This is a genomic window from Pseudomonas sp. UBT (assembly GCF_050915955.1).
In the GTDB taxonomy this organism is placed as follows: domain Bacteria; phylum Pseudomonadota; class Gammaproteobacteria; order Pseudomonadales; family Pseudomonadaceae; genus Aquipseudomonas; species Aquipseudomonas antarctica_A.
Window position 1 is genome coordinate 3,430,380 of the sequence record NZ_CP168079.1, and the last position, 24,631, is coordinate 3,455,010.

A 24,631-nucleotide genomic window follows, 5' to 3' on the forward strand; every position below is an offset into this window, starting at 1 on the left:
GCGCAACGGCCAATGAGGGCTGAGACCTTCATTGGCCGTCTTGGTCATTACTGCGCAGTTTGCCATCCCCCGCCCAGGCTCTGGATCAACGCCACACTCCCCTGACTCAACTGCCCTTGGGTATCGCGCAAATTCTGCTCTGCCTGCAACAACACCAGCTGTTGGGTCAGCACTGTCTCCCGGCTGACCGTCCCCGCACGCAACTGCGCTTCCTGGCTCCCAAACAGCTGCTGATTGCGCTGGTAGACCTGCTGGAAGGCATCTGCCTGGGTTTGCAGATGATTAATCGCGGACAGATTGTCTTCGACGTTCTGCAAAGCACTCAGCACCGTCCCGCGATAATTCGCGGCGATCTGATCGTAGCTGGCCTCAGCCTGTTTGACCGCCGCCTCCCGCGCACCGCCATCAAAAATCGTCTCGGCCAACGCCGGCCCCAGGGTCCAGATCCGATTAGGCAAGGAGAACAACCCACCCAAGGCACTGCCGCGATAGCCCACCTCGGCCGTCAGGTCCAGGGAAGGAAAGAACGCCGCTTCGGCCACGCCGATCCTGGCATTGGCCGACGCCGCCGAGCGTTCTGCCGCAACCACATCCGGGCGCCGTTGCAGCAAGGTCGAAGGCAAGGTCAACGGCGGCCGCGGCACCACAAAGGTGAAATCCGTGCGCGGTGCCACGCTGAACTCGCTGGGCGCCACACCCACCAGCACCGCCAGCGCATGCTCGTATTGCTCGCGGTCACGCAACGACGTCTGCAAGCCGGCAATCGAGGTGGTCAGTTGGTCCTGAGCCACCAGCAATTGGTCATTGGTGGCGACGCCCTGAGTGAACTGCGCCTGGATCATGTCGAGCAGTTGCTGGTTGATCGTCTGCTGCTGTTGCAACAGACGCACGTCGATGTCCATCTGGCGTAGCGCCAGATAATTGCTCGCCACGCTGGAGCTGATGGACAACCGCACCCCCGCCAGCAATGCATCCGATTGCTGGGCCGTGGCCTGGCTCGACTCAATACCTCGGCGCACCAGGCCCCACAGGTCCGGCTCCCAGCTGGCGGTCAGGGTGGCGCTGACACTGTTTTGCACGCCACCCGTGGTCGTGCCGGACGTGGTGCTGGTGCCCGAGCCGCTGCCGCTGCCGCTCGACCCGCGTGAACCCGACAACCCGACGCCAACCGTCGGCCACAACCCGGCGCGACTCGAGGCCACTTGCGCCTGCGCCAATCGGTAGGCCGCTTCGGCCGCAATGATCGACTGGTTGGCCTTGGCCGAGCGCGCCACCAGGTCATTCAGTACCGGGTCCTGATAGGCCAGCCACCACTGGCTGTCCATTGCGCCCCGAGGGTTGGAAACCGCACGTTGCCACTGCGCGCCTTCCTTGAACGACTGCGGCAGCGCCATGGCAGGTTTCTGGTAATCCGGCCCGACCATGCAACCGCCCAGCATCAGGCCAACCAACAACACACTGAATCTGAATTTCATGACCTTGCTTCCTTGTGCCGTCCCAGGCGTTGAGACGCCCGGTCGAGCCAGAGGTAAATCACCGGGGTGGTGTAAAGCGTGAGCACTTGGCTGAACAACAGCCCACCAATAATCGAAATCCCCAAGGGCCGACGCAATTCCGAACCGTAGCCCGAGCCGAGTACCAGCGGCAGCGCGCCGAGAATCGCCGCTAGCGTCGTCATCATGATCGGTCGGAAGCGAATCAGGCAGGCGCGACGAATCGCTTCCTTGGCGCTGAGGCCGAACTCACGCCGTTCTGTGATCGCGAAATCGATCATCATGATCGCGTTCTTCTTCACGATGCCGATCAACAGAATCACCCCCACCAGCGCGATGATCGACAACTCGGTGCCGGTCAGCAGCAGAGCAATCAACGCGCCGACGCCCGCCGAGGGCAAGGTGGAAAGGATGGTCAGCGGGTGCATCAGGTTTTCATAAAGAATGCCCAAGACGATGTACACCGAGAGCAATGCGGCGACGATCAACAGCGGCTCACTGGCCACCGAGGACTGGAAGACCTGGGCCGTGCCGGCAAACTGGCCGGTGACGCTGGCCGGCATGCGCAGCTGTTTAACCGCGTCCTCCACCAGTGCAGTGGCCTGGCCGATCGACGTGCCGGGGGCCAGGTTGAACGAGACGGTCACCGCTGGAAAGGTGCCTTGGTGGCTGATGGAAATCGCCGTGCGCGAGACGCTGTTATCCGCCAGTGCGGACAGCGGCACCAAGGTGGTTTGCCGGGTCAGGTTCGGCGCCACGGTGGTGCCTTTGGCCGCCACTGCCGCGCTGCCTGTGGGCACATAAATACCCTTGAGGGCCGAAGGGTCGTTCCAGTACTCCGGCGCGATTTCCATCACCACATGGTATTGGTTGGCGGCGCGGTAAAGGGTCGAGACCTGGCGCTGGCCGAACGCGTCATAGAGCGTCTGGTCCACCGCCGACATGCCCACGCCAAGCCGCGCGGCCGTGTCGCGGTTGATGGTCACATTGGCCAGCAGGCTGTTGTCCTGCTGGTCGGTATTGAGATCGGTCAACTGCGGCAGTTTGTGCAACACCTCCACCACCTTGGGCACCCACTCATCCAGGGATTGCTGATCGTCGGCAGTCAGGGTGTATTGGTACTGTGCACCGCTTTGTCGACCGCCCACGGTGATGTCCTGGGCAGCCTGCAAAAACAGCTTGGTCCCGGGCAAGTCGCCCAGGCTGTGGCGGATCTGCCCGATCACGTCGGTGGCGCTGTCTTTGCGCTGGTCGATCGGCTTGAGCAGCACGAACAACTGCGCACTGTTGACCGCTCCACCCCCGCCGCCACCGCCGCCGACAAACCCGGCCGCGGTTTCAACATTGGGGTTTTGCATCACCTTGTGGTTGATCGCGGTGAAGTCCTTTTGCATCGCCCCGTAGGAAATGCTCTGCGCGGCAATGATGCTGCCTTGCAGGCGCCCGGTGTCTTCCTGGGGAAAGAAGCCCTTGGGCACCAGCACGTACAACACGCCCGCGAGCACGATCACCAACACCGTGACCAGGCCCATCAGGATCGAGTGATCGATCACCCAGCCCAGGGTGCGGTCATAAAACCGGTGAAAGCGTGAGTCCGGGTGTTCGTCGCCCTCGCGAATCTCCTTGGGCGCGCGCAACAGCACGCTGGCCAACATGGGCGTCACGGTCAGCGAGATCACCATCGAGATGACGATGGCCACCGAGAGTGACACCGAGAACTCGCGAAACAACCGCCCGACGATCCCGCCCATCAGCAATAACGGGATGAACACCGCGACCAGTGACACGCTGATGGTCAACACTGTGAACCCGACTTCCTGCGCCCCTGCCAGCGCGGCTTCCACCCGCGTCTTGCCGCGCTCCAGGTGACGCATGATGTTTTCCACCACCACGATGGCATCGTCGACCACGAAGCCGGTGGAAATGGTCAGCGCCATCAGCGACAGGTTATTGAGGCTGTAGCCGAGGAAGTACATTGCGCCAAACGTGCCGAGCAACGACAACGGCACCACCACGGCGGGCACCAGCGTGCTGCGCCAGTCACGGAAGAAGCCGAAGGTCACCAGGGTCACCAGCAGGATCGAGGCCAGCAAGGTCACTTCCACGTCATGCAACGACGCACGAATGGTGGTGGTGCGGTCCATCAGCAGGCTGAGCTTGATCGATGCCGGGATCGAGCTTTGCAGAAACGGCAGCGAGGCTTTCACCGCATCCACCGTGTCGATTACGTTGGCGCCCGGCTGCTTGAACACCACCAGCAGCACTGCCGGCTTGCCGTTGGACAAACCGAAGTTGCGCAGGTCCTGCACGTCTTCGCGCACGTAGCCCAGGTCGGAAATGTGGATCAGGTCGCCGTTGTGCGCCTTGACCACCAGCGGCCCGTAATCATTGCTGTCGAGCAACTGGTCATTGGCACCAATGCCATAGGAGCGATCACCCACCGCCACATTGCCCTTGGGCAGGTTGGCGTTGGACGCGCTGATCACCTGGCGCACCTGCTCCAGGCTGACCCCGTACTGGTTGAGCCGGTCCGGGTTCAGCTCCACACGCACCGCCGGCAGCGCGCCGCCGCCCACGGTTACATCGCCGACGCCGGTGGTCTGCAACAAGCGTTGCTCGAGCACTGTCGAGGCCGCGTCGTACATCTGCCCCGGCGTGGCGCTGTCGGAGGTCAGGCTGATGATCAGGATTGGCGAATCCGCCGGGTTGACCTTGCGGTAGGTCGGGTTGCCGGACAAGTCACTGGGCAGGTTGCTGCGTGCGGCGTTGATCGCCGCCTGCACATCCCGCGCCGCGCCGTCGATGTCGCGGCTGAGGTCGAACTGCATCGTGATGCGCGTTGAGCCCAGGCTGCTGGCCGAGGTCATTTGCGTGACCCCGGCGATCTGCCCGAACTGGCGCTCCAACGGCGTAGCTACGGAGCTGGCCACGGTGGTCGGGTCGGCGCCGGGCAGCGAGGCGCTGACACTGATGGTCGGGAAGTCCACTTCCGGCAGTGGCGCCACCGGCAGCAGGTTAAAGGCCAGCACCCCAAACAAGGCCAGCCCGGCCGCCAGCAGCGTGGTGGCAATGGGCCTATGGATAAACGGGGCGCTGAGGTTCATCGCATCAATCCACGGCAACCGGGCGGCGACTGAAACGCTGCTCCAGCCCGTGCATCGCGAGGAAGATCACCGGCGTGGAAAACAGCGTGAGCAACTGGCTGAGCAACAGGCCGCCGATGATCGCAATGCCCAAGGGGTGGCGCAGCTCCGAGCCAATCCCGGTGCCCAACGCCAACGGCACCGCACCGAACAACGACGCCATGCTGGTCATCAGGATCGGCCGAAACCGCAGCTCCGCCGCTTGGCGAATCGCCTCCACCGGGCTCAAGCCGGCTTCGCGCAACAGCTCCAGCGCGAAGTCGACCATCATGATGCCGTTTTTCATGACGATGCCGATCAGCAACACAATGCCGATCAAGCCAATGATGTCGAACTGCGTACCGGTCAGCAACAACGCCAGCAAGGCGCCAAGTGCCGCCGACAGCAGGGTCGAGAGGATGGTCACCGGGTGCACGAAGCTCTCGTACAGAATGCCCAGCATCAGGTACACCACCACGATGGCCGCCAACACCAGGAACACCTGGTTGGACAACGACGCCTGGAACGTCGCCGCGGCGCCTTCGAGGTTGGCTTGCACCGACAGCGGCAGGCCGACGTTGGCTTCAATGTCCTGCAACCTCGTCACCGCCGCGCCCAGCGTCTGCCCGGGGGCGAGGTTGAACGACACATCCGCATAGGGAAACTGCCCCAGCCGGTTGATGGTGACCGGCGAGCGCACCACCTCCAGGGTCGCCATGCTCGACAGCGGCGCCACGCCGCCTGTGGGAATGTCCACGTACAAACCGGTGAGCAAATCCGGCAAGTTGCGCGGTGGGTGGTCGGTGGCGATCACCACGTGGTACTGATTGAGCTGGGTATAGATGGTCGACACCTGGCGCTGGCCGAACGCGTCATACAGCACATCGTCGATGGCCTGCGGCGTAATACCCAGCCGCGAGGCGGTGGCGCGGTCGAAGGTCAGCTTGATCTGGTTGCCAAACTGCATGGCCTGGCTTTGCACGTCGGCGAACATCGGGTCGTGTTTGATCGCGGTGAGCAGCTTGGTGGTCCACTGCTCCAATTCAGCCGGGTCGGTGGCTTGCAGGCCAAGGCGGTAGCTGGTGGTGGACACGGTGGCGTCCAGGGTCAGGTCCTGCACCGAGTGCAAATACAGGCGAATACCGGCGTCATCGGCGTTGGCATCCGCCAGCCGGCGGATCACGTCGGTGGCGCTGTCACGCTCGCCACGCGGCTTGAGGTTGATCAGCAAATTGCCCTGGTTGATGGTCGGGTTGGTCTGGTCGATGCCGACGAACGACGACAGGCTTTGCACTGCCGGGTCCTTGAGAATGCGTGCAGCAAGGCGTTGCTGTTCGACTTGCATCTGCTGGAACGAGACGGTCGGCGACGCCTGGGAAATGCCCTGGATCAAGCCGGTGTCCTGGTCGGGAAAAAAGCCCTTGGGCATGATCACCAACGTGAACAGGGTCAGCGCCGCAGTCAGCACTACCGAAATCAGCGTCAAGGTGCGGTGCGCCAAGACCCAATCCAGGCCGCGCACATAATGGCTATTGATGCGGTCGAAGAAATCCGCGCGGCGCTCCTCATGCCTGGACTTGAGCATGCGCGCGCACATCATCGGCGTCAGCGTCAGGGAGATAAAGGCCGAGATCACGATGGTCACCGCCACGGTCATGGCGAATTCACGGAACAGTCGCCCGACCACGTCGCCCATGAACAGCAGCGGAATCATCACCGCAATCAGCGCGATGGACAGCGAGATGATGGTGAAGCCGATCTGTTCCGCGCCTTTGAGCGCCGCTTGCAGCGGGGTGTCACCGGCCTCCAGGTAGCGGGTGATGTTTTCGATCATGACGATGGCGTCGTCCACCACAAACCCGATGGCGATAGTCAATGCCATCAGCGTCAGGTTGTTGAGGGAAAAGCCCAGGGTATAGGCCACCGCCAACGTGCCGATCAGCGTCAACGGGATGGTCACCGCAGGAATGATCGTGGCCGGGACATTACGCAGGAAGATGAAAATCACGATCACCACCAGCAGGATCGCCAGCCCCAGCTCGTACTGCACATCGGTGACCGAGGCACGAATAGTCTGGGTGCGGTCGGTCAGCACGGCGACCTTTAACGTGCCCGGCAGGCTGGCGCGCAACGTGGGCAGCAATTGCTGCACACGGTCGACCACGTCGATCACGTTGGCGCCTGGCTGACGCTGGATATTCAAGACGATCGACGGGGTGTCGTTGGTCCACGCGGCCTGGCGCGGGTTCTCCGGGCCTTGGGTGGAACTGGCGATCTGCGACAGGCGAATCGGCGCGCCATTTTTGTAGGCAATCACCAGGTCGCGGTATTCCTCCGCCGATTGCAGTTGGTCGTTGGCACCGATGGAATACGCCTGGAATTTGCCGTCGATATTGCCTTTGGCCTGGTTAACGTTGGCCGTGCCGAGGGAGGTGCGCAGGTCATCCAGGGACAGGCCGAGGCTGTTCAGCGCCGAGGTATTGGCCTCGACCCGCACCGCCGGGCGTTGGCCGCCGCTGATGGTGACCAGGCCGACGCCGGTGATCTGCGAGATTTTCTGCGCCAGGCGTGTGTCGGCCAGGTCTTCGACCTTGGTCAGCGGCAATACATCGGAGGTCAACGACAGGGTCAGCACCGGCGCATCCGCCGGGTTGACCTTGCTGTACACCGGCGGGTACGGCAGGTTCGCCGGCAGGAAGGTGCCCGCCGCATTGATCGCCGCCTGCACTTCCTGTTCGGCCACGTCCAACGACAGTGACAAGTCAAATTGCAAAGTTACTACCGAAGCGCCGTCGGAGCTGGTCGAGTTCATCGACTTGAGCCCGGGCATCTCGCCGAGCTGGCGCTCCAGCGGCGCGGTGATCGAGGAACTCACCACGTCCGGGCTGGCGCCGGGGTATTGGGTGAACACCTGGATGGTCGGGTAATCCACCTCCGGCAACGCCGACACCGACAGCAAGTGGTAGCCCAACAGGCCCAGCAGCAACACCGCGACCATCATCAGCGTGGTGGCGACCGGGCGTTCGATAAAGGGCCGCGAAATGTTCATGCTCGGCAGCTCCTCACTGGGCGACGACCTTCACCGCCGAGCCATCGTCCAGTTTGTCGGCGCCCTCGGTGATGACCTGCTCCCCGGCTTTGACGCCATTGTCGAGCACCGCCGAAACGTCCCCGGTGGACGGGCCGGTCTTGATCGTGCGCAGGCTGGCCTTGTTGCCGTTGATCACGAACACGAAATCCCCCTTGCTGCCGTGCTGGATAGCGCGGGTGGGCACCACAGCGATCTGGCGCAAGGTGTCGGCCTTGAGCCGCGCGTTGACGAACTGGTTGGGAAACAGCGCCGTACCCGAATCATCGAACTGCGCCTTGACCTTGATCGTGCCGGTGCTGGTGTCCACCTGGTTGTCCAGGGCCAGCAACGTGCCGGTGGCGAGCAGGGATTTTTTGTTGCGGTCGTAAGCCAGCACCGTGACGCTGCCATGGGCCAGCGCCTGGTTGATCGCGCCCAGGTCGTCCTCGGGCACGGCAAATACCACGGTGGCCGGGTTCATCTGGGTGATGACCACGATGCCGGTGGTGCTGGCGGTGGTCACATAGTTGCCGGGGTCGACCAGGCGCAAACCGACCACGCCATCCACCGGCGAGGTGATGGTGCAGTAGCTCAATTGCACTTCGAGGTTTTGCACATTGCCCTGGTCGGCGGCGACGGTGCCCTGTTGCTGCTGAACCAGCGAGGCCTGGGTATCGAGGGTTTGCTGGCTGGTTGAGCCGGCCTTGACCAGGTCGCGATAACGCGCAAGGTCGCGCTGGGCGTTGCTCAATACAGCCTGGTCATGAGCCAGGGTGCCCTTGGCCACCGCCAGTTGCGCCTTGAGTGCTCGGTCGTCGATACGGGCGATGACCTGGCCTTTGCTGACGTGCTGACCTTCCTTGAACGCCACGCTGCTGAGAATGCCATCAACCTGGGTCACCACCGTGACACTGCGGGTGGGGGTGACGGTGCCGAGGGCGTCGATGTACACCGGCACATCCTGCAAGGCCACTGGCACGACTGCAACCGGCTCGCCGGGGGACGGTGGCTTGCCTTTATGGCCGCCGCCAAAGTAGTGCATGCCCAGGCCAATCAACAGCGCGACCAGCAACAACACGCCAACTGCCCAGGCGAACGTACGTCGTCTGCTTTTCTCCACGGTTTCTCACTCGAACGCCGAATACTGGACGGGACGACCGGCAAAATAACCCTGTCGTTGACCTGAACTCTAGCAGTGCGCCCGGGCTATGCCTGTACTGCCGTGAATACGTTCAGCATCAAGACAGACAAAGTCAGCTGCAACGCCCCATGTACAAGGGGTACGGCGAGATTCTTGAGCGCCGCGCAAGGCCGGTGCTACCATGCCCGACCGCCTGTCTTGGCAAGGATATTCCTGGTTTATGAGCACCATTCGCGAGCGCAATAAAGAAATGATCCTGCGGGCGGCGAGCGAGGAGTTTGCCGACAAGGGCTTCGCCGCGACCAAAACCAGTGATATCGCCGCCAAGGCCGGGCTGCCAAAGCCCAACGTCTATTACTACTTCAAGTCCAAGGACAACCTCTACCGCGAGGTGCTCGAAAGTATTATCGAGCCGATCCTGGCCGCGTCCACACCGTTCAATCCGCAGGGCGAACCTTCGGTGGTGTTGAGCAACTACATCCGCTCGAAAATCCGCATCTCCCGCGACCTGCCGTTTGCCTCCAAGGTATTCGCCAGCGAAATCATGCACGGCGCCCCGCACCTCACCGCCGACCAGGTCGAACAGCTCAACGCCCAGGCCAAGCACAATATCGATTGCATCCAAAGCTGGGTGGATCGCGGCTTGATCGCCGCCATTGACCCCAATCACTTGATGTTCAGCATCTGGGCGGCGACGCAGACGTATGCGGATTTTGACTGGCAAATTTCAGCAGTGACCGGGAAAGCCAAGCTGGATGACGCCGACTACGAGGCGGCGGCGCAGACGATTATTCGGTTGGTGCTGAAGGGGTGTGAGCCGGATTGAGACACCGAGGTGCCAGTGCCATTCGCGAGCAAGCCCGCTCCCACATTTGATCTGCGCCAGACATAATTTGTCGGAACGCCACAAATCCCCTGTGGGAGCGGGCTTGCTCGCGAAAGCGCCCTCCCAGACACATCCTGCCAAAAGCCTGACGGTCAGCACCGGCCGCCGAGATCTAGCCTCTCAGAAACCTACCTGAAGAGAGGCCAAGGAATGCCTGATTTAGCTACTTCACATCGCCTGCGCGTCGGGCGGTTCAGCGAACCGAACCGTATCTATCTGATCACTACCAACACCCACGACCGCATACCGATATTCAATGACTTTCATCTGGGTCGCTTGGTGGTCTGGCAATTCAGGCTCGCTCAATACCAAAGGCTGGCAAACTCCCTGGCATGGGTGGTGATGCCAGATCATTTTCACTGGCTGATCGAACTCCAGAAGGGCTCGCTGGGGGACCTAATGTGCCAGGTGAAATCCAAAAGCACCCGAACAGTGAACGGCGCTACTGGACGCAAAGGCAGGCTTTGGCAAACCAGCTTTCATGATCGTGCACTGCGCAAGGAGGACGACTTGGTGAAAATGGCCAGGTATGTGGTGGCCAATCCGCTGCGGGCTGGTTTGGTGAAGCGGATTGGCGACTATCCGTTGTGGGATGCGGTTTGGGTATAGAGCCGAGGCCGAGCCGCCGCCTTCGCGAGCAAGCCCGCTCCCACATTTGACCGTGCCCACAAATGTAAATGTGTGAACCCTATCAAATGTGGGAGCAGGCTTGCTCGCGAAGAGGCCGTTACAGTCACCAAAGAATCAGGCAGACACCCCCGCATCCGCCAACAACCCCACCCCCTCAATTGCCGTAATCGCGCACTGCTCATCAATATCCGACGTGTCCCCGCTGATCCCGATCGCCCCGAGCACCACGCCCTCCTGATCCCGAATCAACACCCCGCCCGGCGCGGGCACTACGCTGCCCTGCCCCAGGCTGTTCAACGCCGCGATAAACGCCGGGCGCTGCTGCGCGTCCAGTGCCAGCAAACGTGAGCCCTTGCCCAGGGCAATCGCGCCCCAGGCCTTGCCAATGGCGATTTGCGGGCGCAGCAGGCTGGCGCCGTCTTCGCGCTGCAGGGTGACCAAGTGTCCGCCGCTGTCGAGCACCGCAATGGTGAGCGGCGCGGCTGAAATGGTGCGGCCTGCGGTGATGGCCTGACCGGCCAGGTTGACTGCGATTTTCAAGGTTAAAGCGCTCATAGCTGCCGTCCTTATCTTGTTATGGGTAAAGCGGTGGAGGTCTGATTGATCAGAAGCTCGATCAAACAAATAGAACACAATGACATTTGTTTTTGTATACAATATTTTCGCACAAAGGCCCCATACGTCGAAAAAAGCCGTTCCGACGAACGCAAAGGTCAGTGAATGAAATGGATTGACCTGCGCCGCTCGCCATGAATACACTTTGAACAGACACCACTTGTATACAATTACAAAACGCAAGAGGCACCAAAAACATGAGCAAAATGAGAGCAATCGAAGCCGCTGTCCTGGTGATGCGCCGTGAAGGGGTCGACACCGCCTTCGGTATCCCGGGCGCCGCGATCAACCCGCTGTATTCGGCCTTGCAGAAGGTCGGTGGCATCGATCACGTCCTTGCTCGCCACGTTGAAGGCGCCTCGCACATGGCCGAGGGCTACACTCGCACCAAGGCTGGCAACATCGGCGTGTGCATCGGCACTTCGGGCCCGGCGGGCACCGACATGGTCACCGGCCTGTACAGCGCCTCGGCCGACTCGATCCCGATTCTCTGCATCACCGGCCAAGCCCCGCGTGCACGCATGCACAAGGAAGATTTCCAGGCGGTCGATATCACCAGCATCGTCAAGCCGGTGACCAAGTGGGCGACGACCGTCCTCGAACCCGGCCAGGTGCCCTACGCGTTCCAGAAAGCCTTCTATGAAATGCGCTCCGGCCGCCCAGGCCCGGTACTGATCGACCTGCCGTTCGACGTGCAGATGGCCGAGATCGAATTCGACATCGACGCCTACCAGCCACTGCCGCTCGCCAAGCCATTGGCCACGCGCATCCAGGTCGAAAAAGCCCTGGCGCTGCTGGACCAGGCTGAACGCCCCTTGCTGGTCAGCGGGGGTGGCGTGATCAACGCCGACGCCAGCGAACTGCTGGTGGAGTTCGCCGAACTGACCGGCATCCCGGTGATCCCGACCCTGATGGGCTGGGGCACGATCCCGGACGACCACCCGCTGATGGTGGGCATGGTCGGCCTGCAAACCTCGCACCGTTATGGCAACGCGACGATGCTCAAATCGGACGTGGTACTGGGCATCGGTAACCGCTGGGCCAACCGCCACACCGGTTCGGTGGAGGTGTACACCGAAGGGCGCAAATTCATTCACGTGGACATCGAGCCGACGCAAATCGGCCGCGTGTTCACGCCGGACCTGGGCATCGTCTCCGACGCCGGTTCCGCACTGACGATGTTCATTGAAGTGGCCCGCGAGTGGAAAGCCGCCGGCAAGCTCAAGGACCGCAGTGCCTGGCTGCATGACTGCCAGCAGCGCAAGGCCACCCTGCACCGCAAGACCCACTTCGACAACGTGCCGGTCAAGCCGCAACGGGTGTACGAAGAGATGAACCAGGTGTTCGGCAAAGACACGTGCTACGTCAGCACCATCGGGCTGTCGCAGATTGCCGGCGCGCAATTCCTGCACGTCTACAAGCCGCGCCACTGGATCAACTGCGGCCAGGCCGGCCCGCTCGGCTGGACCATTCCAGCAGCACTCGGCGTGGTCAAGGCTGACCCGAGCCGCAAGGTGGTGGCGTTGTCCGGCGACTATGACTTCCAGTTCATGATCGAAGAACTGGCCGTGGGCGCGCAGTTCAAGCTGCCGTACATCCACGTGGTGGTGAACAACTCCTACCTGGGTTTGATCCGCCAGGCCCAGCGCGGTTTTGAAATGGACTACTGCGTGCAGCTGTCCTTCGACAACCTCAACGCTCCGGAACTCAACGGTTATGGCGTGGACCACGTCGCCGTCGCCGAAGGCCTGGGTTGCAAGGCCCTGCGGGTGTTCGAGCCGGGGCAGATCCAGCCGGCTTTACGCAAGGCCCAGGAAATGATCGAAGAATTCAAGGTTCCGGTGATCGTTGAGATTATTCTGGAACGCGTGACCAATATTTCCATGGGCACCGAGATCAACGCCGTCAACGAATTCGAAGATCTGGCACTGGTTGGCAACGATGCGCCGACCGCCATTTCCCTGCTCGACTAAGGAGAACCCTATGCCGCGTTTTGCCGCCAACCTGTCCATGCTGTTTACCGAACAGGACTTTCTTGCCCGTTTCAAAGCGGCTGCCGATGCTGGCTTTCAAGGTGTCGAGTACCTGTTCCCGTACGAATTCAGCTCCGCCGAGATCAAGGCGCAGCTGGACGCCAACGGCCTGACCCAAGTGCTGTTCAACCTGCCGGCCGGTGACTGGGCCAAGGGCGAACGCGGCCTGGCGTGTCACCCGGACCGCGTCGAAGAGTTCCGTGCCGGGGTCAAGCTCGCCATCGCCTACGCCCAGGTGCTCGGCAACACGCAGATCAACTGCCTGGCGGGCATCCGTCCGCAGGGCGTTGACGACGAAACCCTGGAAAAAACCTTTGTCGCCAACCTCAAGTACGCCGCCGACAAGCTGCAAGCGGTGGGCATCAAGCTGGTGATGGAAGCGATCAATACCCGCGATATCCCGGGCTTCTACCTGAACAACACTGCGCAGGCCCTGTCGATTCGCGAGCAGGTGGGCAGCGCCAACCTGTTCCTGCAATACGACATCTACCACATGCAAATCATGGAAGGTGACTTGGCTCGGACCATGGCTGCGCACCTGGGTGAAATCAACCACATCCAGCTGGCCGACAACCCGGGCCGCAACGAGCCGGGGACCGGTGAGATCAACTACCGCTTCCTGTTCGAGCATTTGGACCGCATCGGTTATTCGGGTTGGGTTGGCTGCGAATACAAGCCGCTGACCACCACCGAAGCAGGCCTTGGCTGGCTCAAAACCCACAACGCCATCTGATTGAACAAACACGGGACCAATGTGGGAGCGGGCTTGCTCGCGAAAGCGGTGTATCAGTGGACATCAATGCTGAATGTCAGACTGCATTCGCGATGCAAGCCCGCTCCCACAGTGGACCGCCCATGTTTAGAAGGCCGTGCCAGGCCCAGACACCTAATAACAAGAGGATTTTGATCATGGCTAAAATCGGATTTATCGGCACCGGCATCATGGGCCAACCCATGGCCGCCAACCTGCAGAAAGCAGGTCACCAACTGTTCCTGTCCGAACACCACGGCAAGGCCCCGCAAGCGCTGATCGACGCCGGCGCCGTGGCCCTGGCCAGCCCGCAGCAAGTGGCGCAGGAAGCCGAATTCATCATCGTGATGGTGCCGGATACCCCACAGGTCGATGACGTGCTGTTCCGCGCCGACGGTGTCGCCGCCGGGTTGTCGCCGAACAAGGTGGTGATCGACATGAGTTCGATCTCCCCCACCGCCACCAAGGCCTTCGCCGCCAAGATCAACCAGACCGGCGCGCACTACCTCGACGCACCCGTATCCGGTGGTGAAGTCGGCGCCAAGGGCGGCACCTTGAGCATCATGGTCGGAGGCGAACCGCAGACGTTTGAACGCGCCCTGCCGCTGTTCCAGAGCATGGGCAAGAACATCACGCTGGTCGGCGGCAATGGCGATGGCCAGACCGCCAAAGTGGCCAACCAGATAATCGTTGCACTGAACATCCAGGCCGTGGCCGAAGCGCTGCTGTTCGCCTCGAAAAACGGCGCCGATCCGGCCAAGGTGCGGGAAGCGCTGATGGGTGGCTTTGCTTCCTCGAAGATCCTCGAAGTGCACGGCGAGCGGATGATCAAGGGCACTTTCGATCCGGGCTTTCGCATCAACCTGCACCAGAAGGATTTGAACCTGGCGCTGGCCGGTGCCAAGGAGCTGGGAATCAACCTGCCAAACACCGCCGGTACGCAGCAGGTGTTCAGCACCTGCACGGCGATTGGCGGCGGCAATTGGGACCACTCCGCGCTGATCAAGGGCCTGGAGCATATGGCCAACTTTTCGATTCGCGATAAATAAGCCACACCGCTCCCACCTTTGAAATGCGGTCGAATGTGGGAGCGGGCTTGCTCGCGAAAGCGGTAGGTCAGTCAGCATGGATATTGAATGAAAGACTGCATTCGCGAGCAAGCCCGCTCCCACCTTTGATTGCATTCCAAGTCTGAAATTGATCCATCTCTAATAACAAAAATCCCCGGGAGCCCGCTTATGTCGGTCGATCCGCAACACCTGCTTCGCGAGCTGTTTGCCACAGCCATCGACGCCGCCCACCCCCGGCATGTCCTTGAACCTTATCTGCCCGCTGACCGCAGCGGCCGTGTGATCGTGATCGGCGCCGGCAAAGCCGCAGCCGCCATGGCACTCGTCGTCGAGAACTGCTGGCAAGGCGAAGTCACCGGCCTGGTGGTCACCCGCTACGGCCACGGCGCGCCGTGCAAAAAAATCGAAGTGGTCGAAGCCGCCCACCCGGTGCCGGATGCCGCCGGCCTGGCGGTGGCCAAGCGCGTACTGGAACTGATCAGCAACCTGGGCGAAGACGACCGCGTGATTTTCCTGCTGTCCGGCGGTGGCTCGGCCTTGCTGGCCCTGCCCGCCGAAGGCATCACCCTGGCCGACAAGCAAGCCATCAACAAAGCCCTGCTTAAATCCGGCGCGACCATTGGCGAGATGAACTGCGTGCGCAAACACCTCTCGGCCATCAAGGGCGGCCGATTGGCCAAGGCCGCATGGCCAGCGACGGTGTACACCTACGCGATTTCCGACGTGCCGGGCGACCAGGCCACCGTCATCGCTTCCGGCCCCACCGTCGGCGACCCGAGCACGTCGCAACAAGCCCTGGCGATTCTCAAGCGCTACGGCATCGACGCGCCCGCCTCGGTGCGCAGCTGGTTGCAGAACCCGGCTTCGGAAACCGTCAAACCCGGCGACCCGGTGCTGGCCCGCAGTCACTTCCAGTTAATCGCCCGCCCGCAGCAATCCCTGGAAGCGGTGGCGGTGAAAGTACGCCAGGCCGGGTTCAGCCCGCTGATCCTCGGCGACCTCGAAGGCGAAGCGCGGGACGTGGCCAAGGTGCACGCCGGTATTGCTCGGCAGATCGTGCAGCATGGCCAGCCATTGGCGGCGCCGTGCGTGATTCTGTCCGGCGGTGAAACCACCGTCACCGTGCGCGGCAATGGCCGTGGCGGGCGCAACGCCGAATTCCTGCTGAGCCTGACCGACAGCCTCAAAGGCCTGCCCGGCGTGTACGCCCTGGCCGGTGACACCGACGGCATCGACGGTTCGGAAGACAACGCCGGCGCGATCATGACCCCGACCAGCTACGCCCGCGCCGAGGCCTTGGGCCTGTCGGCCAGTGACGAACTGGACAACAACAATGGCTACGGCTATTTCGCGGCGCTCGACGGTTTGATCGTTACCGAGCCGACCCGCACCAACGTCAATGACTTCCGCGCCATTCTGATTCTTGAGACTGCCAACCATGACTCCTGACAAGAAGGTCAAAATCCTCGCCACCTTGGGCCCCGCCACCGACGGCATCGATGACATCCGCGAGTTGGTGGAAGCCGGGGTGAATATCTTCCGCCTCAACTTCAGCCACGGCGACCACGCCGATCACGCCCAGCGCTACCAGTGGATTCGCCAAGTGGAGCGCCAGCTGAATTACCCGCTGGGCATTCTGATGGACCTGCAAGGGCCGAAGCTGCGGGTCGGGCGCTTTGCCGAGGGCAAGGTGCAACTGGTGCGCGGCCAGGCCCTGCGCCTGGACCTGGACCCGACACCCGGCGATCAGTGCCGGGTCAACCTGCCACACCCGGAAATCATTGCAGCGCTGGAGCCGGGCATGGACCTGCTGCTGGACGACGGCAAGTTGCGTCTGCGCGTCATCACCAAACATGCCGAGGCCATCGACACCACCGTGCTGAATGGCGGCGAACTGTCTGACCGCAAAGGCGTGAATGTCCCACAAGCCCTGTTGGAACTCAGCCCATTGACCGCCAAAGACCGCCGCGACCTGAGCTTCGGTCTGGAGCTGGGCGTGGACTGGGTGGCACTGTCATTCGTGCAACGCCCGGAAGATATCCGAGAGGCCCGCGAGTTGATCGGCGACAAGGCATTTTTGATGGCCAAGATCGAGAAACCCTCAGCCGTGCTACGCCTGCAGGAAATCGCCGAACTGAGCGACGCGATCATGGTGGCCAGAGGCGACCTGGGTGTTGAAGTACCCGCCGAAAGCGTGCCGCAAATCCAGAAAGACATCATCAGCACCTGTCGCCAATTGGGCAAGCCGGTGGTCGTGGCCACGCAGATGCTCGAATCCATGCGTTTTTCCCCGGCGCCGACCCGCGCCGAAGTGACGGATGTGGCCAATGCGGTGGCCGAAGGCGCGGACGCGGTGATGCTGTCGGCGGAAACCGCCTCGGGCGAATACCCGCTGGAAGCCGTGCAGATGATGAGCAAGATCATCCGCCAGGTGGAAAACGGCCCGGATTACCAGACGCAACTGGACGTGAGCCGGCCCAAGGCCGATGCCACGGTGTCGGACGCGATCAGCTGCGCGATCCGGCGTATCAGCAGCATCCTGCCGGTGGCGGTGCTGGTGAACTACAGCGAGTCCGGCAGCTCCAGCCTGCGCGCGGCGCGGGAACGGCCGGTGGCACCGATCCTCAACCTTACGCCGAACCTGTCCACGGCCCGCCGTTTGAGCGTGGCGTGGGGCGTGCATTCGGTGGTCAATGATCGGCTGCGCCAGGTGGACGAGGTGTGTTCCACCGCGCTGGAAATTGCCCAGGCCCAAGGGATGGCGCAGCGCGGGGATACGCTGGTGATTACCGCGGGAGTGCCGTTTGGGCAGCCGGGGTCGACCAACTCGCTGCGCATCGAGACGTTGATTTAGCACCTGTAAGGGCCTCATCGCGGGCAAGCCCGACTCCCACATTTTGATGTGCAATACATTCAAATGTGGGAGCTGGCTTGCCTGCGATTGGGGGCGACTCGGTCTCACTGACTAAACCACCATGCACAACCCAACCTGCCCAGACTGGGCCGAAGCCCTGCTCAATGGCTTCAGCCAGATCTTCCTGCAGCGCCAGCCGCTGTGCGGCCTGCTGTGCCTGCTGGCCATCCTGATCGGCGCCCCGGCCTTGTTTGGCGGGGCGTTGTTGGGTGGCCTGGCGGGGTTGCTCACGGCCCAGCGCCGGGGCTATCCCAAAGCTGAACGTCAGGCCGGCCTTTATAGCTATAACGGTGTGCTGCTGGGCTTGTTGATCAGCCAGCATTTCGCCTGGTCGGCCTTGTTGCCGCCGCTGATCCTGGCGTGCGGCGGCCTGAGCGCAATGCTCACACGGCAATGGTTGAAACACGCCACGCAAGCGGATGACTTGCCCGCCTATACCGCGCCTTTTGTCGGCCTCGCCTGGTTGCTGCTGGGCACAGTGCCTGCAGGCACCTTAACCTTGAGCGAACCCGACACCCTCGGCGTGCTCACTGCGCCCTTCACCGGGCTCGCGCAAATCATGCTGCTGGACCAGCCACTGGCCGGCGCCCTGATTGCGTTTGGGCTGTTGCTGGCCGACCGTAGTGCCGCGCTGTGGGCGCTGATCGGTGCCGCCAGCGGCGTGCTGATCGCCCTGCTGATGGGCGAAACCAGCAGCGCCCTTCTCGGCCTGCACAGCTATAACCCAGCATTGGCCGCGCTGGCGTTGAGCCAGACGCGCCGCCAGCCTTGGTTGCCGCTGCTCGGCATCGGCCTGGCAATTACGCTCACGCCGGGGTTCAGCGCCCTGCAACTGCCGGCGCTGACCGCGCCGTTTATCCTCGCCTGCTGGCTGGTACGCGCCAGCCAGCGATTGTTCAAAGCCCGCGTGGACAGCCCGTTCGAATCCCCCTAGGCTTGCCCGATATTCGATTTAGGCGGGTTTTATGGACAGTAACAACGACTGGCGTCAGCGCCTCTACGTCATGGTTTTCCAAAGCGATACAGCGGCCGGGCGCCGCTTTGACGGCATTTTGTTGCTGATCATCCTCGCCAGCATTGTGATCGTGATGCTCGACAGCATCGACCAGGTTCACCAGAACTACGCGAATCTGCTGGCCTATATCGAGTGGGGCTTCACGGTGATCTTCGCCATCGAGTACGGCTTGCGGCTGTATTGCTCGCCCAAGCCGATGCGCTATGCCTTCAGCTTTTATGGGCTGGTGGATTTGTTGGCTATCGTGCCCGGCATTCTCGCGCTGTATTACAGTGATGCGCAGTACCTGCTGATCATCCGCATCATTCGGATGCTGCGGATTTTCCGCGTGCTCAAGCTCAGCCCGTATCTCAAGCAAGCCAACTACTTGATGGCGGCGCTGCGCGGCAGCAAGCAGAAGATCGTGGTGTTCCTGCTGAGCGTGTGCACCCTGGTGACGGTGTTCGGCACCTTGATGTACGTGATTGAAGGCCCGGAACACGGGTTTACCAGCATTCCCAAGGGCATCTATTGGGCAATCGTGACCCTTACCACGGTGGGCTTTGGCGACATCGTGCCGAAGACCCCACTGGGCCAGGTGATTTCATCGCTGGTGATGATCACGGGTTATTCAATCATCGCCGTGCCCACCGGAATTTTCACCGCCGAGTTGGCAAGTGCCATGCGCGGTGAACAACTGCAACACGATTGCCCGGTGTGCAAAAAAGACAGCCACGAGCCCAACGCGGCGTTTTGCTCACGCTGTGGCAGTAATTTGTTTCATAAAGTGGAATAAGCAAAGTTCGTTTTAATCTTTAAACGTCTATGCGGGCCCGGCTATAGTCGATGGCAAATTGCCCCCACACAATCAACAACCTTCTCGAACAACAAGGAATGAGCAGTGAAAAAACTTGTTAGCGCGTCTCTCCTGGCCGCCGGCCTTGCCCTGGCGGGCGCCGTTCAGGCCGCCCCCGTCACGCTGCTCAACGTCTCGTATGACGTCATGCGCGACTTTTACAAGGACTACAACGCCGCCTTCCAGAAGCACTGGGAAGCCGAGCACCCGAACGACAAGCTGACCCTGCAAATGTCCTTCGGCGGCTCCAGCAAACAAGCCCGTTCAGTGATCGACGGCCTGCCGGCTGATGTCATCACCATGAACATGGCCACCGACATCAACGCCCTCGCGGACAACGGCAAACTGGTGCCGGACAACTGGGTGACCCGCCTGCCGAACAACAGCGCGCCGTTCACCTCCGCCACGGTGTTTATCGTGCGCAAAGGCAACCCCAAAGCCCTGAAAGACTGGCCGGACCTGCTCAAGGATGGCGTACAAGTGATCGTGCCCAACCCGAAAACCTCGGGTAACGGCCGCTACACCTACCTGTCGGCCTGGGGTTATGTGCTGAAGAACGGCGGTGACGAAGACAAGGCGAAGAAATTCGTCGGCGAGTTGTTCAAGCACGCACCGGTGCTGGACACCGGCGGCCGTGCAGCCACCACCACGTTCATGACCAACCAGATTGGCGACGTGCTGGTGACCTTTGAGAACGAAGCGGAAATGATCGCCCGTGAATTCGGCCGTGATCAGTTCGAAGTGATCTACCCAAGCGTCTCTGCCGAGGCTGAGCCGCCGGTTTCCGTGGTGGACAAGGTTGTCGAGAAGAAAGGCACCCGCGTCGCCGCCGAGGACTACCTGAAATACCTGTGGTCGCCGGAAGGTCAGGAAATCGCGGCCAACAACTACCTGCGCCCGCGTGACCCACAGGTGCTGGCCAAGTACACGGACCGTTTCCCGAAAGTCGACTTCCTGTCGGTCGAGAAGACCTTTGGTGACTGGCGCACCGTGCAGAAGACCCACTTCAATGATGGTGGGGTGTTTGACCAGATCTACAGCGGCCAATAACCCGCGCTAACGGACAACATGCGATCAGTGTGGGAGCTGGCTTGCCTGCGATAGCATCACCTCGGCATGTCTGAAACACCGAGGTGCTTGCATCGCAGGCAAGCCAGCTCCCACATTTGGTTTTATAGGTGGCCGTTACATCGGCGGCGTCACGCCATCCTTGCCGGCAGAAATCGCCTGGGCGGTGATCGTCCCATCCGCCGCTTGCGCCGCAAACAACACCACCTTCACTCCCGGTTTAAGCAAGCTGCGATCCCCCGGCTCCAGGTTGACGATCGGCACATCATCCGGCACCACAATCTTCTGCTCGCCGCCTTTGTATTTTACGGTCAGGGTGCGCCCATGGCTGACCACCAGGTCACCGACGGTGCCGTTGGTCATGCTGCTGCCTTCTTTCAAGTCAAACGCGCGGTGCCCGTCGCCCGTGCCGGCCATGGCCGGTGGAAACACGTGAACTTCCAGGGCCGTGAGGGTGCCGTCGGCGTTGGGCATGGCAGCGGAACCGATGTAGCTGCCGGGCTTGATCTCATCGATCTTGGCCAGGGTGACGGCGCGTACCTGGGTGGCCTTGGTCAGGTGCACGGTGACGTCCTCACCGCTGCTGACCTTGACGTGCATCGCGTCGCCGTCCATCGCGGTGATGGCGCCGCGCACACCGACACGCGGGGCCTCAGCGGCATTGGCCAAGCCAATCGCCATGGCCGCGGCGAGGGTTGAAGCCATGAGCATCTTGTTCAACGTGATCTTCATGAACGTGGATTTCCTGTTTCGGCAGTTGTGGCTGAATGTATCATTGGCGTTCGACCCGAAAGTTAACGTTTCAGTCATTAATTTCCGGCATGAGTGATATCACTGCCAGCGCTCTACTCCGGCCGCGGCGATGTCTTTACTCTCGCACGCCTTCTTCCTTCGCTTTAACGAGAACGCCATGAACGCTACCCCACCCGCTGCGAGCACCATGACCCGAGGCATGGTGATGTTGTTTGCGTTCTGTTGCGGCGCCATTGTGGCCAACATCTACTATGCCCAACCGATCATCGAATTGATTGCGCCGGACATCGGCCTGACCCCGGCGATGGCCAGCCTGATTGTGTCGCTGACGCAAATCGGCTACGCGCTTGGCCTGTTCTTCCTGGTGCCGCTGGGCGACCTGCTGGAAAACCGCAAGCTGATGATTGCCACCACCGTGCTGGCCATCGCCAGCCTGTTGGGCGCAGCGTTTACCGAGCAACCGAATCTGTTCCTGCTGGTGTCACTGCTGATCGGTTTCAGTTCCGTCTCGGTGCAAATTCTGATCCCGCTGGCCGCGCACCTGGCGCCTGCCGAGTCCCGTGGCCGCGTGGTCGGCAGCATCATGGGCGGGCTGCTGCTCGGTATCCTGCTGGCACGGCCGGTGTCGAGCGTCGTGGCCGACCATTTCGGCTGGCGTGCGATGTTCATGGCAGCCGCCGCGTTGATGGCGTTTATCAGCGTGGTCCTGTTGCTGACCATCCCCAAACGTCAACCCGACCACAGTGCCAGCTACGGCCAACTGCTGCGCTCACTCGGCACCCTGCTGCGCCAGCAACCGGTATTGCGCCAACGGGCGTTTTACCAGGGCTGCATGTTCGCCACGTTCAGCCTGTTCTGGACGGCTGCCCCGTTGGAACTGGCGCGTAATCACGGCCTGAGCCAAAGCGAGATCGCGCTGTTTGCCCTGGTCGGTGCCCTGGGCGCTATTGCCGCCCCCATCGCCGGACGCCTCGCCGACGCCGGCCACACGCACCGCGCCTCGCTGCTGGCCATGCTGTTTGCTGCGTTGAGCTTCCTGCCGGCCTTGGTGCACCCGCTGTACAGCGTGATTGGCCTGGCGGTGACCGGTGTGGTCCTGGACTTCTGCGTGCAGATGAACATGGTCCTCGGCCAGCGCGCCATCTACGCCCTCGACGCCAACAGCCGTAGCCGCCTGAACGCGCTGTACATGACCAGCATCTTCATCGGCGGCGCGTTTGGCTCGGCGATTGCCAGCAGCGTGTATGAACACGGCGGCTGGTTGGGCGTGATGCTGGTGGGCAGTGCGTTCCCACTGGTGGCGTTGTTGCGGTTTCTGAGTACCTCGCGGCAGACCGCAGTTGCGACCGCCTGAGTATTCCTAAGAGCGCACCAACTTCTCCAACGCCGCATCCGCCAGAAATGACGAGCGGCTTTTGACCTTGTGCTCGCGCACATAGCGGTCGATGCGCTGAATGACATAACCGGGCAAGGTCACATTGACCTTCTCGGTCTTGCCCAGATAGGGCGAGATGTCCAACTCCAGCATGCCCCAGCCCATCCCCGCGTAGTCTTCGTGGGCATGATGATGGGCCACTGAGGTTGGCATCGGAATCACGCCCCCCTCTGCCGCGATCTCTTGCAGCATGATGTGCGCGACTTCCACAGCGGCGTTGTACGCCTCTTCAAAACTGTCCCCGGCGGTGACAGCACCTGGAATATCGGGGATCTGAATACCGGTGGCGGTGAAGTCATCGCCCCATTCGATACAGATTGGGTATTGCATGAGTGCTCTCCTTAAAACTGAAACAGCCCGGCGCGCTTCCTGATACTTCTGACCGTGCCCAACGGCAGGTCCTTCTTGGGGTGCGGCACCGGGATCGTGTACGGGCTATAGCGGTGAGTGAAAATGTGATGACTGCCCGTGACCCTATCCAGCACCCAGCCCGCCTCTTGCAGCGCCTTGATCAATAACCTGCTTTGCACCCCAGCCTCCTTGGCTTGGCCTGAATAAAAGTAACCCTAGAGTTATCTTTACTCAAGCACAGATTGCGTAAGTCTGACTGGTGGTTGTTTTACGGGATATTGAACCCACGTGGTTTTACCCCTGTGTAGAAAGGTTACTGGCTTAGCGCCGCCGCGTGAAACCTGGGGATACGGCCGTTAAGTGACGGCCAGTAGCTGAACCGGCCAGCGCCGGCCAGCAAGCCAGGCTGACGATGCAACAAGGCCGATACGGCCTGCGAGGCAATGCTCAGCGCGAGGCGTTGGCCAGGGCACTGATGGCGCCCCGAACCAAAACTGAAGAGGCGCCGGTGCGCGCGCTCAAGCTCAAAGCTGTCGGGATTCGGGTTTGCCTCAACGTCCCGATTGGCACACGCCAACAGCACCAAAATGCTATCCCCCGCTGCAAGGACACGGTTGCCAATCGTGCAGTCCTCGGCGACGAATCGTCGTGTGTTTTGCACCGGCGAGTCGTAGCGGGCGACCTCCTCCACCAGTGACAGTGCGAGGGCTGGCGTGTGCAGAATCCGATCCACCAGATCAGGCCGCCGAGCGAGCATGACCAGCGAATTACCGATCAAGCCGGCGGTGGCTTCGCAGGTCTGCGACAGCAGCCCGATCAGGTTGGCAGTCAATACATCAGCGTCTTGCCAATCGCCGCTACGCAGGTGGGCCAGCAGCGCTGTTTCTTCCAGCAGGTCACTGAACATCTGCCGCAGCCGAGACGCGCCGGCATCCGCTTTAAGCAATTGGGGTTCACTGCTCAGCGGTGAAAGGCAGGCGACGAAGTCCCGCGTGAGCCCGGCGACAGACGCCAACTGCTGCGCCTGAAACCCCAACAGCGCCGCAACCACCGAGACAGGTAAGCTGAACATCAGGGTGTCGAGGTTACCCATGCTGTCGATGAGCTGCCCGACCACGTCTGCGATGGGTTGCGCGCCCACACCCGCCAGCGCAGGTTCAACCGCCGCTCTCGGGCATCGATGAGCCTGCCCCTCGTTCATACGCATTAATCGCGCAAAAACCTGGCCTGCCGCACCTTGTGCAAGGCTCTTGGGCACCGGCTCGTTAAGCGGGCGCACGCGACAGTCGGGGTGCGCCAGCACCGCCTCGACCGTGCTGGCGCGGCTGGCGATCCATAGGCCAAGATCGGCATCGAACATCAATTCAGGGTTACGCCGAAGGCCTGCGTAATACGGATAGGGATCAACATGGGTGGCAGCTTGCAGCGGTGTCATCCGGGACGTCCTGT

20 protein-coding genes are annotated in these 24,631 nt (G+C 61.6%); 11 read left to right on the forward strand and 9 right to left on the reverse strand.

The genetic code is table 11. From position 1 onward, the window contains the following. Window positions 1-47 precede the first annotated feature (47 nt). The 4 genes from ACDZ94_RS15670 to ACDZ94_RS15685 are packed head-to-tail and all read right to left on the reverse strand — an operon-like array spanning window position 48 to window position 8,805. The gene (locus tag ACDZ94_RS15670; protein WP_064451595.1) at window positions 48-1,475 is read right to left on the reverse strand and encodes an efflux transporter outer membrane subunit; all 1,428 of its coding nucleotides are present in this window, start codon (window positions 1,473-1,475) and stop codon (window positions 48-50) included. Further along, a complete protein-coding gene (locus ACDZ94_RS15675; protein WP_064451594.1) occupies window positions 1,472-4,597 on the reverse strand; it encodes an efflux RND transporter permease subunit in 3,126 nt (1,041 codons plus the stop codon). Before ACDZ94_RS15675 ends, ACDZ94_RS15670 begins: the two co-directional genes overlap by 4 nt. 4 nt (window positions 4,598-4,601) lie before the next feature. After that, window positions 4,602-7,664, reverse strand: a complete 3,063-nt coding sequence (locus ACDZ94_RS15680; protein ID WP_432750420.1) for an efflux RND transporter permease subunit — start codon at window positions 7,662-7,664, stop codon at window positions 4,602-4,604. 13 nt (window positions 7,665-7,677) lie between these two features. After that, window positions 7,678-8,805: an efflux RND transporter periplasmic adaptor subunit gene (locus tag ACDZ94_RS15685; protein WP_432750421.1), complete on the reverse strand. Its 1,128-nt coding sequence runs from the start codon at window positions 8,803-8,805 to the stop codon at window positions 7,678-7,680. Between the two features lie 241 nt (window positions 8,806-9,046). On the opposite strand from ACDZ94_RS15685, the gene ACDZ94_RS15690 reads away from it, so the two are divergent. Both ACDZ94_RS15690 and ACDZ94_RS15695 read left to right on the forward strand, forming a co-directional pair. Beyond that, window positions 9,047-9,652: a TetR/AcrR family transcriptional regulator gene (locus ACDZ94_RS15690; RefSeq protein WP_064451591.1), complete on the forward strand. Its 606-nt coding sequence runs from the start codon at window positions 9,047-9,049 to the stop codon at window positions 9,650-9,652. 210 nt (window positions 9,653-9,862) lie between these two features. After that, window positions 9,863-10,321 (forward strand): REP-associated tyrosine transposase, encoded by a 459-nt coding sequence (locus ACDZ94_RS15695; protein WP_221294309.1) that lies wholly within the window; start codon window positions 9,863-9,865, stop codon window positions 10,319-10,321. Between the two features lie 135 nt (window positions 10,322-10,456). Here ACDZ94_RS15695 and ACDZ94_RS15700 read toward each other — a convergent pair whose 3' ends face one another. After that, complete coding sequence (locus ACDZ94_RS15700) at window positions 10,457-10,897, reverse strand: GlcG/HbpS family heme-binding protein (protein WP_064451589.1); 441 nt, start codon at window positions 10,895-10,897, stop codon at window positions 10,457-10,459. Between the two features lie 257 nt (window positions 10,898-11,154). Between ACDZ94_RS15700 and gcl the strand changes: the two genes are divergently transcribed. From gcl to ACDZ94_RS15740, 8 genes are all read left to right on the forward strand, one after another. Continuing rightward, window positions 11,155-12,930: a glyoxylate carboligase gene (gene gcl / locus ACDZ94_RS15705; RefSeq protein WP_053255218.1), complete on the forward strand. Its 1,776-nt coding sequence runs from the start codon at window positions 11,155-11,157 to the stop codon at window positions 12,928-12,930. A gap of 10 nt (window positions 12,931-12,940) precedes the next feature. Next, window positions 12,941-13,723 (forward strand): hydroxypyruvate isomerase, encoded by a 783-nt coding sequence (hyi, locus tag ACDZ94_RS15710; RefSeq protein WP_064451588.1) that lies wholly within the window; start codon window positions 12,941-12,943, stop codon window positions 13,721-13,723. Window positions 13,724-13,899: 176 nt separating this feature from the next. After that, window positions 13,900-14,790 (forward strand): 2-hydroxy-3-oxopropionate reductase, encoded by an 891-nt coding sequence (locus ACDZ94_RS15715; RefSeq protein ID WP_064451587.1) that lies wholly within the window; start codon window positions 13,900-13,902, stop codon window positions 14,788-14,790. Window positions 14,791-14,979: 189 nt separating this feature from the next. Then, window positions 14,980-16,260 carry a glycerate kinase type-2 family protein gene (locus ACDZ94_RS15720; RefSeq protein WP_432750422.1) on the forward strand — a complete coding sequence of 427 codons (1,281 nt, stop codon included), beginning with the start codon at window positions 14,980-14,982 and terminating at the stop codon, window positions 16,258-16,260. After that, a complete protein-coding gene (gene pyk, locus ACDZ94_RS15725) occupies window positions 16,250-17,665 on the forward strand; it encodes a pyruvate kinase (protein WP_064451585.1) in 1,416 nt (471 codons plus the stop codon). Before ACDZ94_RS15720 ends, pyk begins: the two co-directional genes overlap by 11 nt. Window positions 17,666-17,786: 121 nt before the next feature. Then, window positions 17,787-18,659, forward strand: coding sequence for an urea transporter (locus ACDZ94_RS15730; protein ID WP_064451584.1), 873 nt, complete (start codon window positions 17,787-17,789; stop codon window positions 18,657-18,659). Between the two features lie 31 nt (window positions 18,660-18,690). After that, window positions 18,691-19,515 carry an ion transporter gene (locus ACDZ94_RS15735; RefSeq protein WP_407017168.1) on the forward strand — a complete coding sequence of 275 codons (825 nt, stop codon included), beginning with the start codon at window positions 18,691-18,693 and terminating at the stop codon, window positions 19,513-19,515. 105 nt (window positions 19,516-19,620) lie between these two features. Then, window positions 19,621-20,625, forward strand: coding sequence for a sulfate ABC transporter substrate-binding protein (locus ACDZ94_RS15740; RefSeq protein ID WP_064451582.1), 1,005 nt, complete (start codon window positions 19,621-19,623; stop codon window positions 20,623-20,625). 135 nt (window positions 20,626-20,760) lie between these two features. On the opposite strand, the gene ACDZ94_RS15745 is transcribed toward ACDZ94_RS15740, so the two are convergent. Next, entirely contained in the window at window positions 20,761-21,375 is a 615-nt protein-coding gene (locus ACDZ94_RS15745; protein WP_064454889.1) for a DUF5666 domain-containing protein, read from the reverse strand. Window positions 21,376-21,553: 178 nt separating this feature from the next. On the opposite strand from ACDZ94_RS15745, the gene ACDZ94_RS15750 reads away from it, so the two are divergent. Beyond that, window positions 21,554-22,750 (forward strand): MFS transporter, encoded by a 1,197-nt coding sequence (locus ACDZ94_RS15750; protein ID WP_082895853.1) that lies wholly within the window; start codon window positions 21,554-21,556, stop codon window positions 22,748-22,750. 6 nt (window positions 22,751-22,756) lie between these two features. On the opposite strand, the gene ACDZ94_RS15755 is transcribed toward ACDZ94_RS15750, so the two are convergent. The 3 genes from ACDZ94_RS15755 to ACDZ94_RS15765 all read right to left on the reverse strand — a co-directional run bounded on the left by ACDZ94_RS15755 (window position 22,757) and on the right by ACDZ94_RS15765 (window position 24,617). Beyond that, a complete protein-coding gene (locus tag ACDZ94_RS15755; RefSeq protein WP_064451580.1) occupies window positions 22,757-23,161 on the reverse strand; it encodes a type II toxin-antitoxin system HicB family antitoxin in 405 nt (134 codons plus the stop codon). Window positions 23,162-23,172: 11 nt separating this feature from the next. Further along, complete coding sequence (locus tag ACDZ94_RS15760; protein WP_064451579.1) at window positions 23,173-23,361, reverse strand: type II toxin-antitoxin system HicA family toxin; 189 nt, start codon at window positions 23,359-23,361, stop codon at window positions 23,173-23,175. 134 nt (window positions 23,362-23,495) lie between these two features. Further along, entirely contained in the window at window positions 23,496-24,617 is a 1,122-nt protein-coding gene (locus ACDZ94_RS15765) for a cytochrome P450 (RefSeq protein WP_064451578.1), read from the reverse strand. Window positions 24,618-24,631 lie beyond the last annotated feature (14 nt).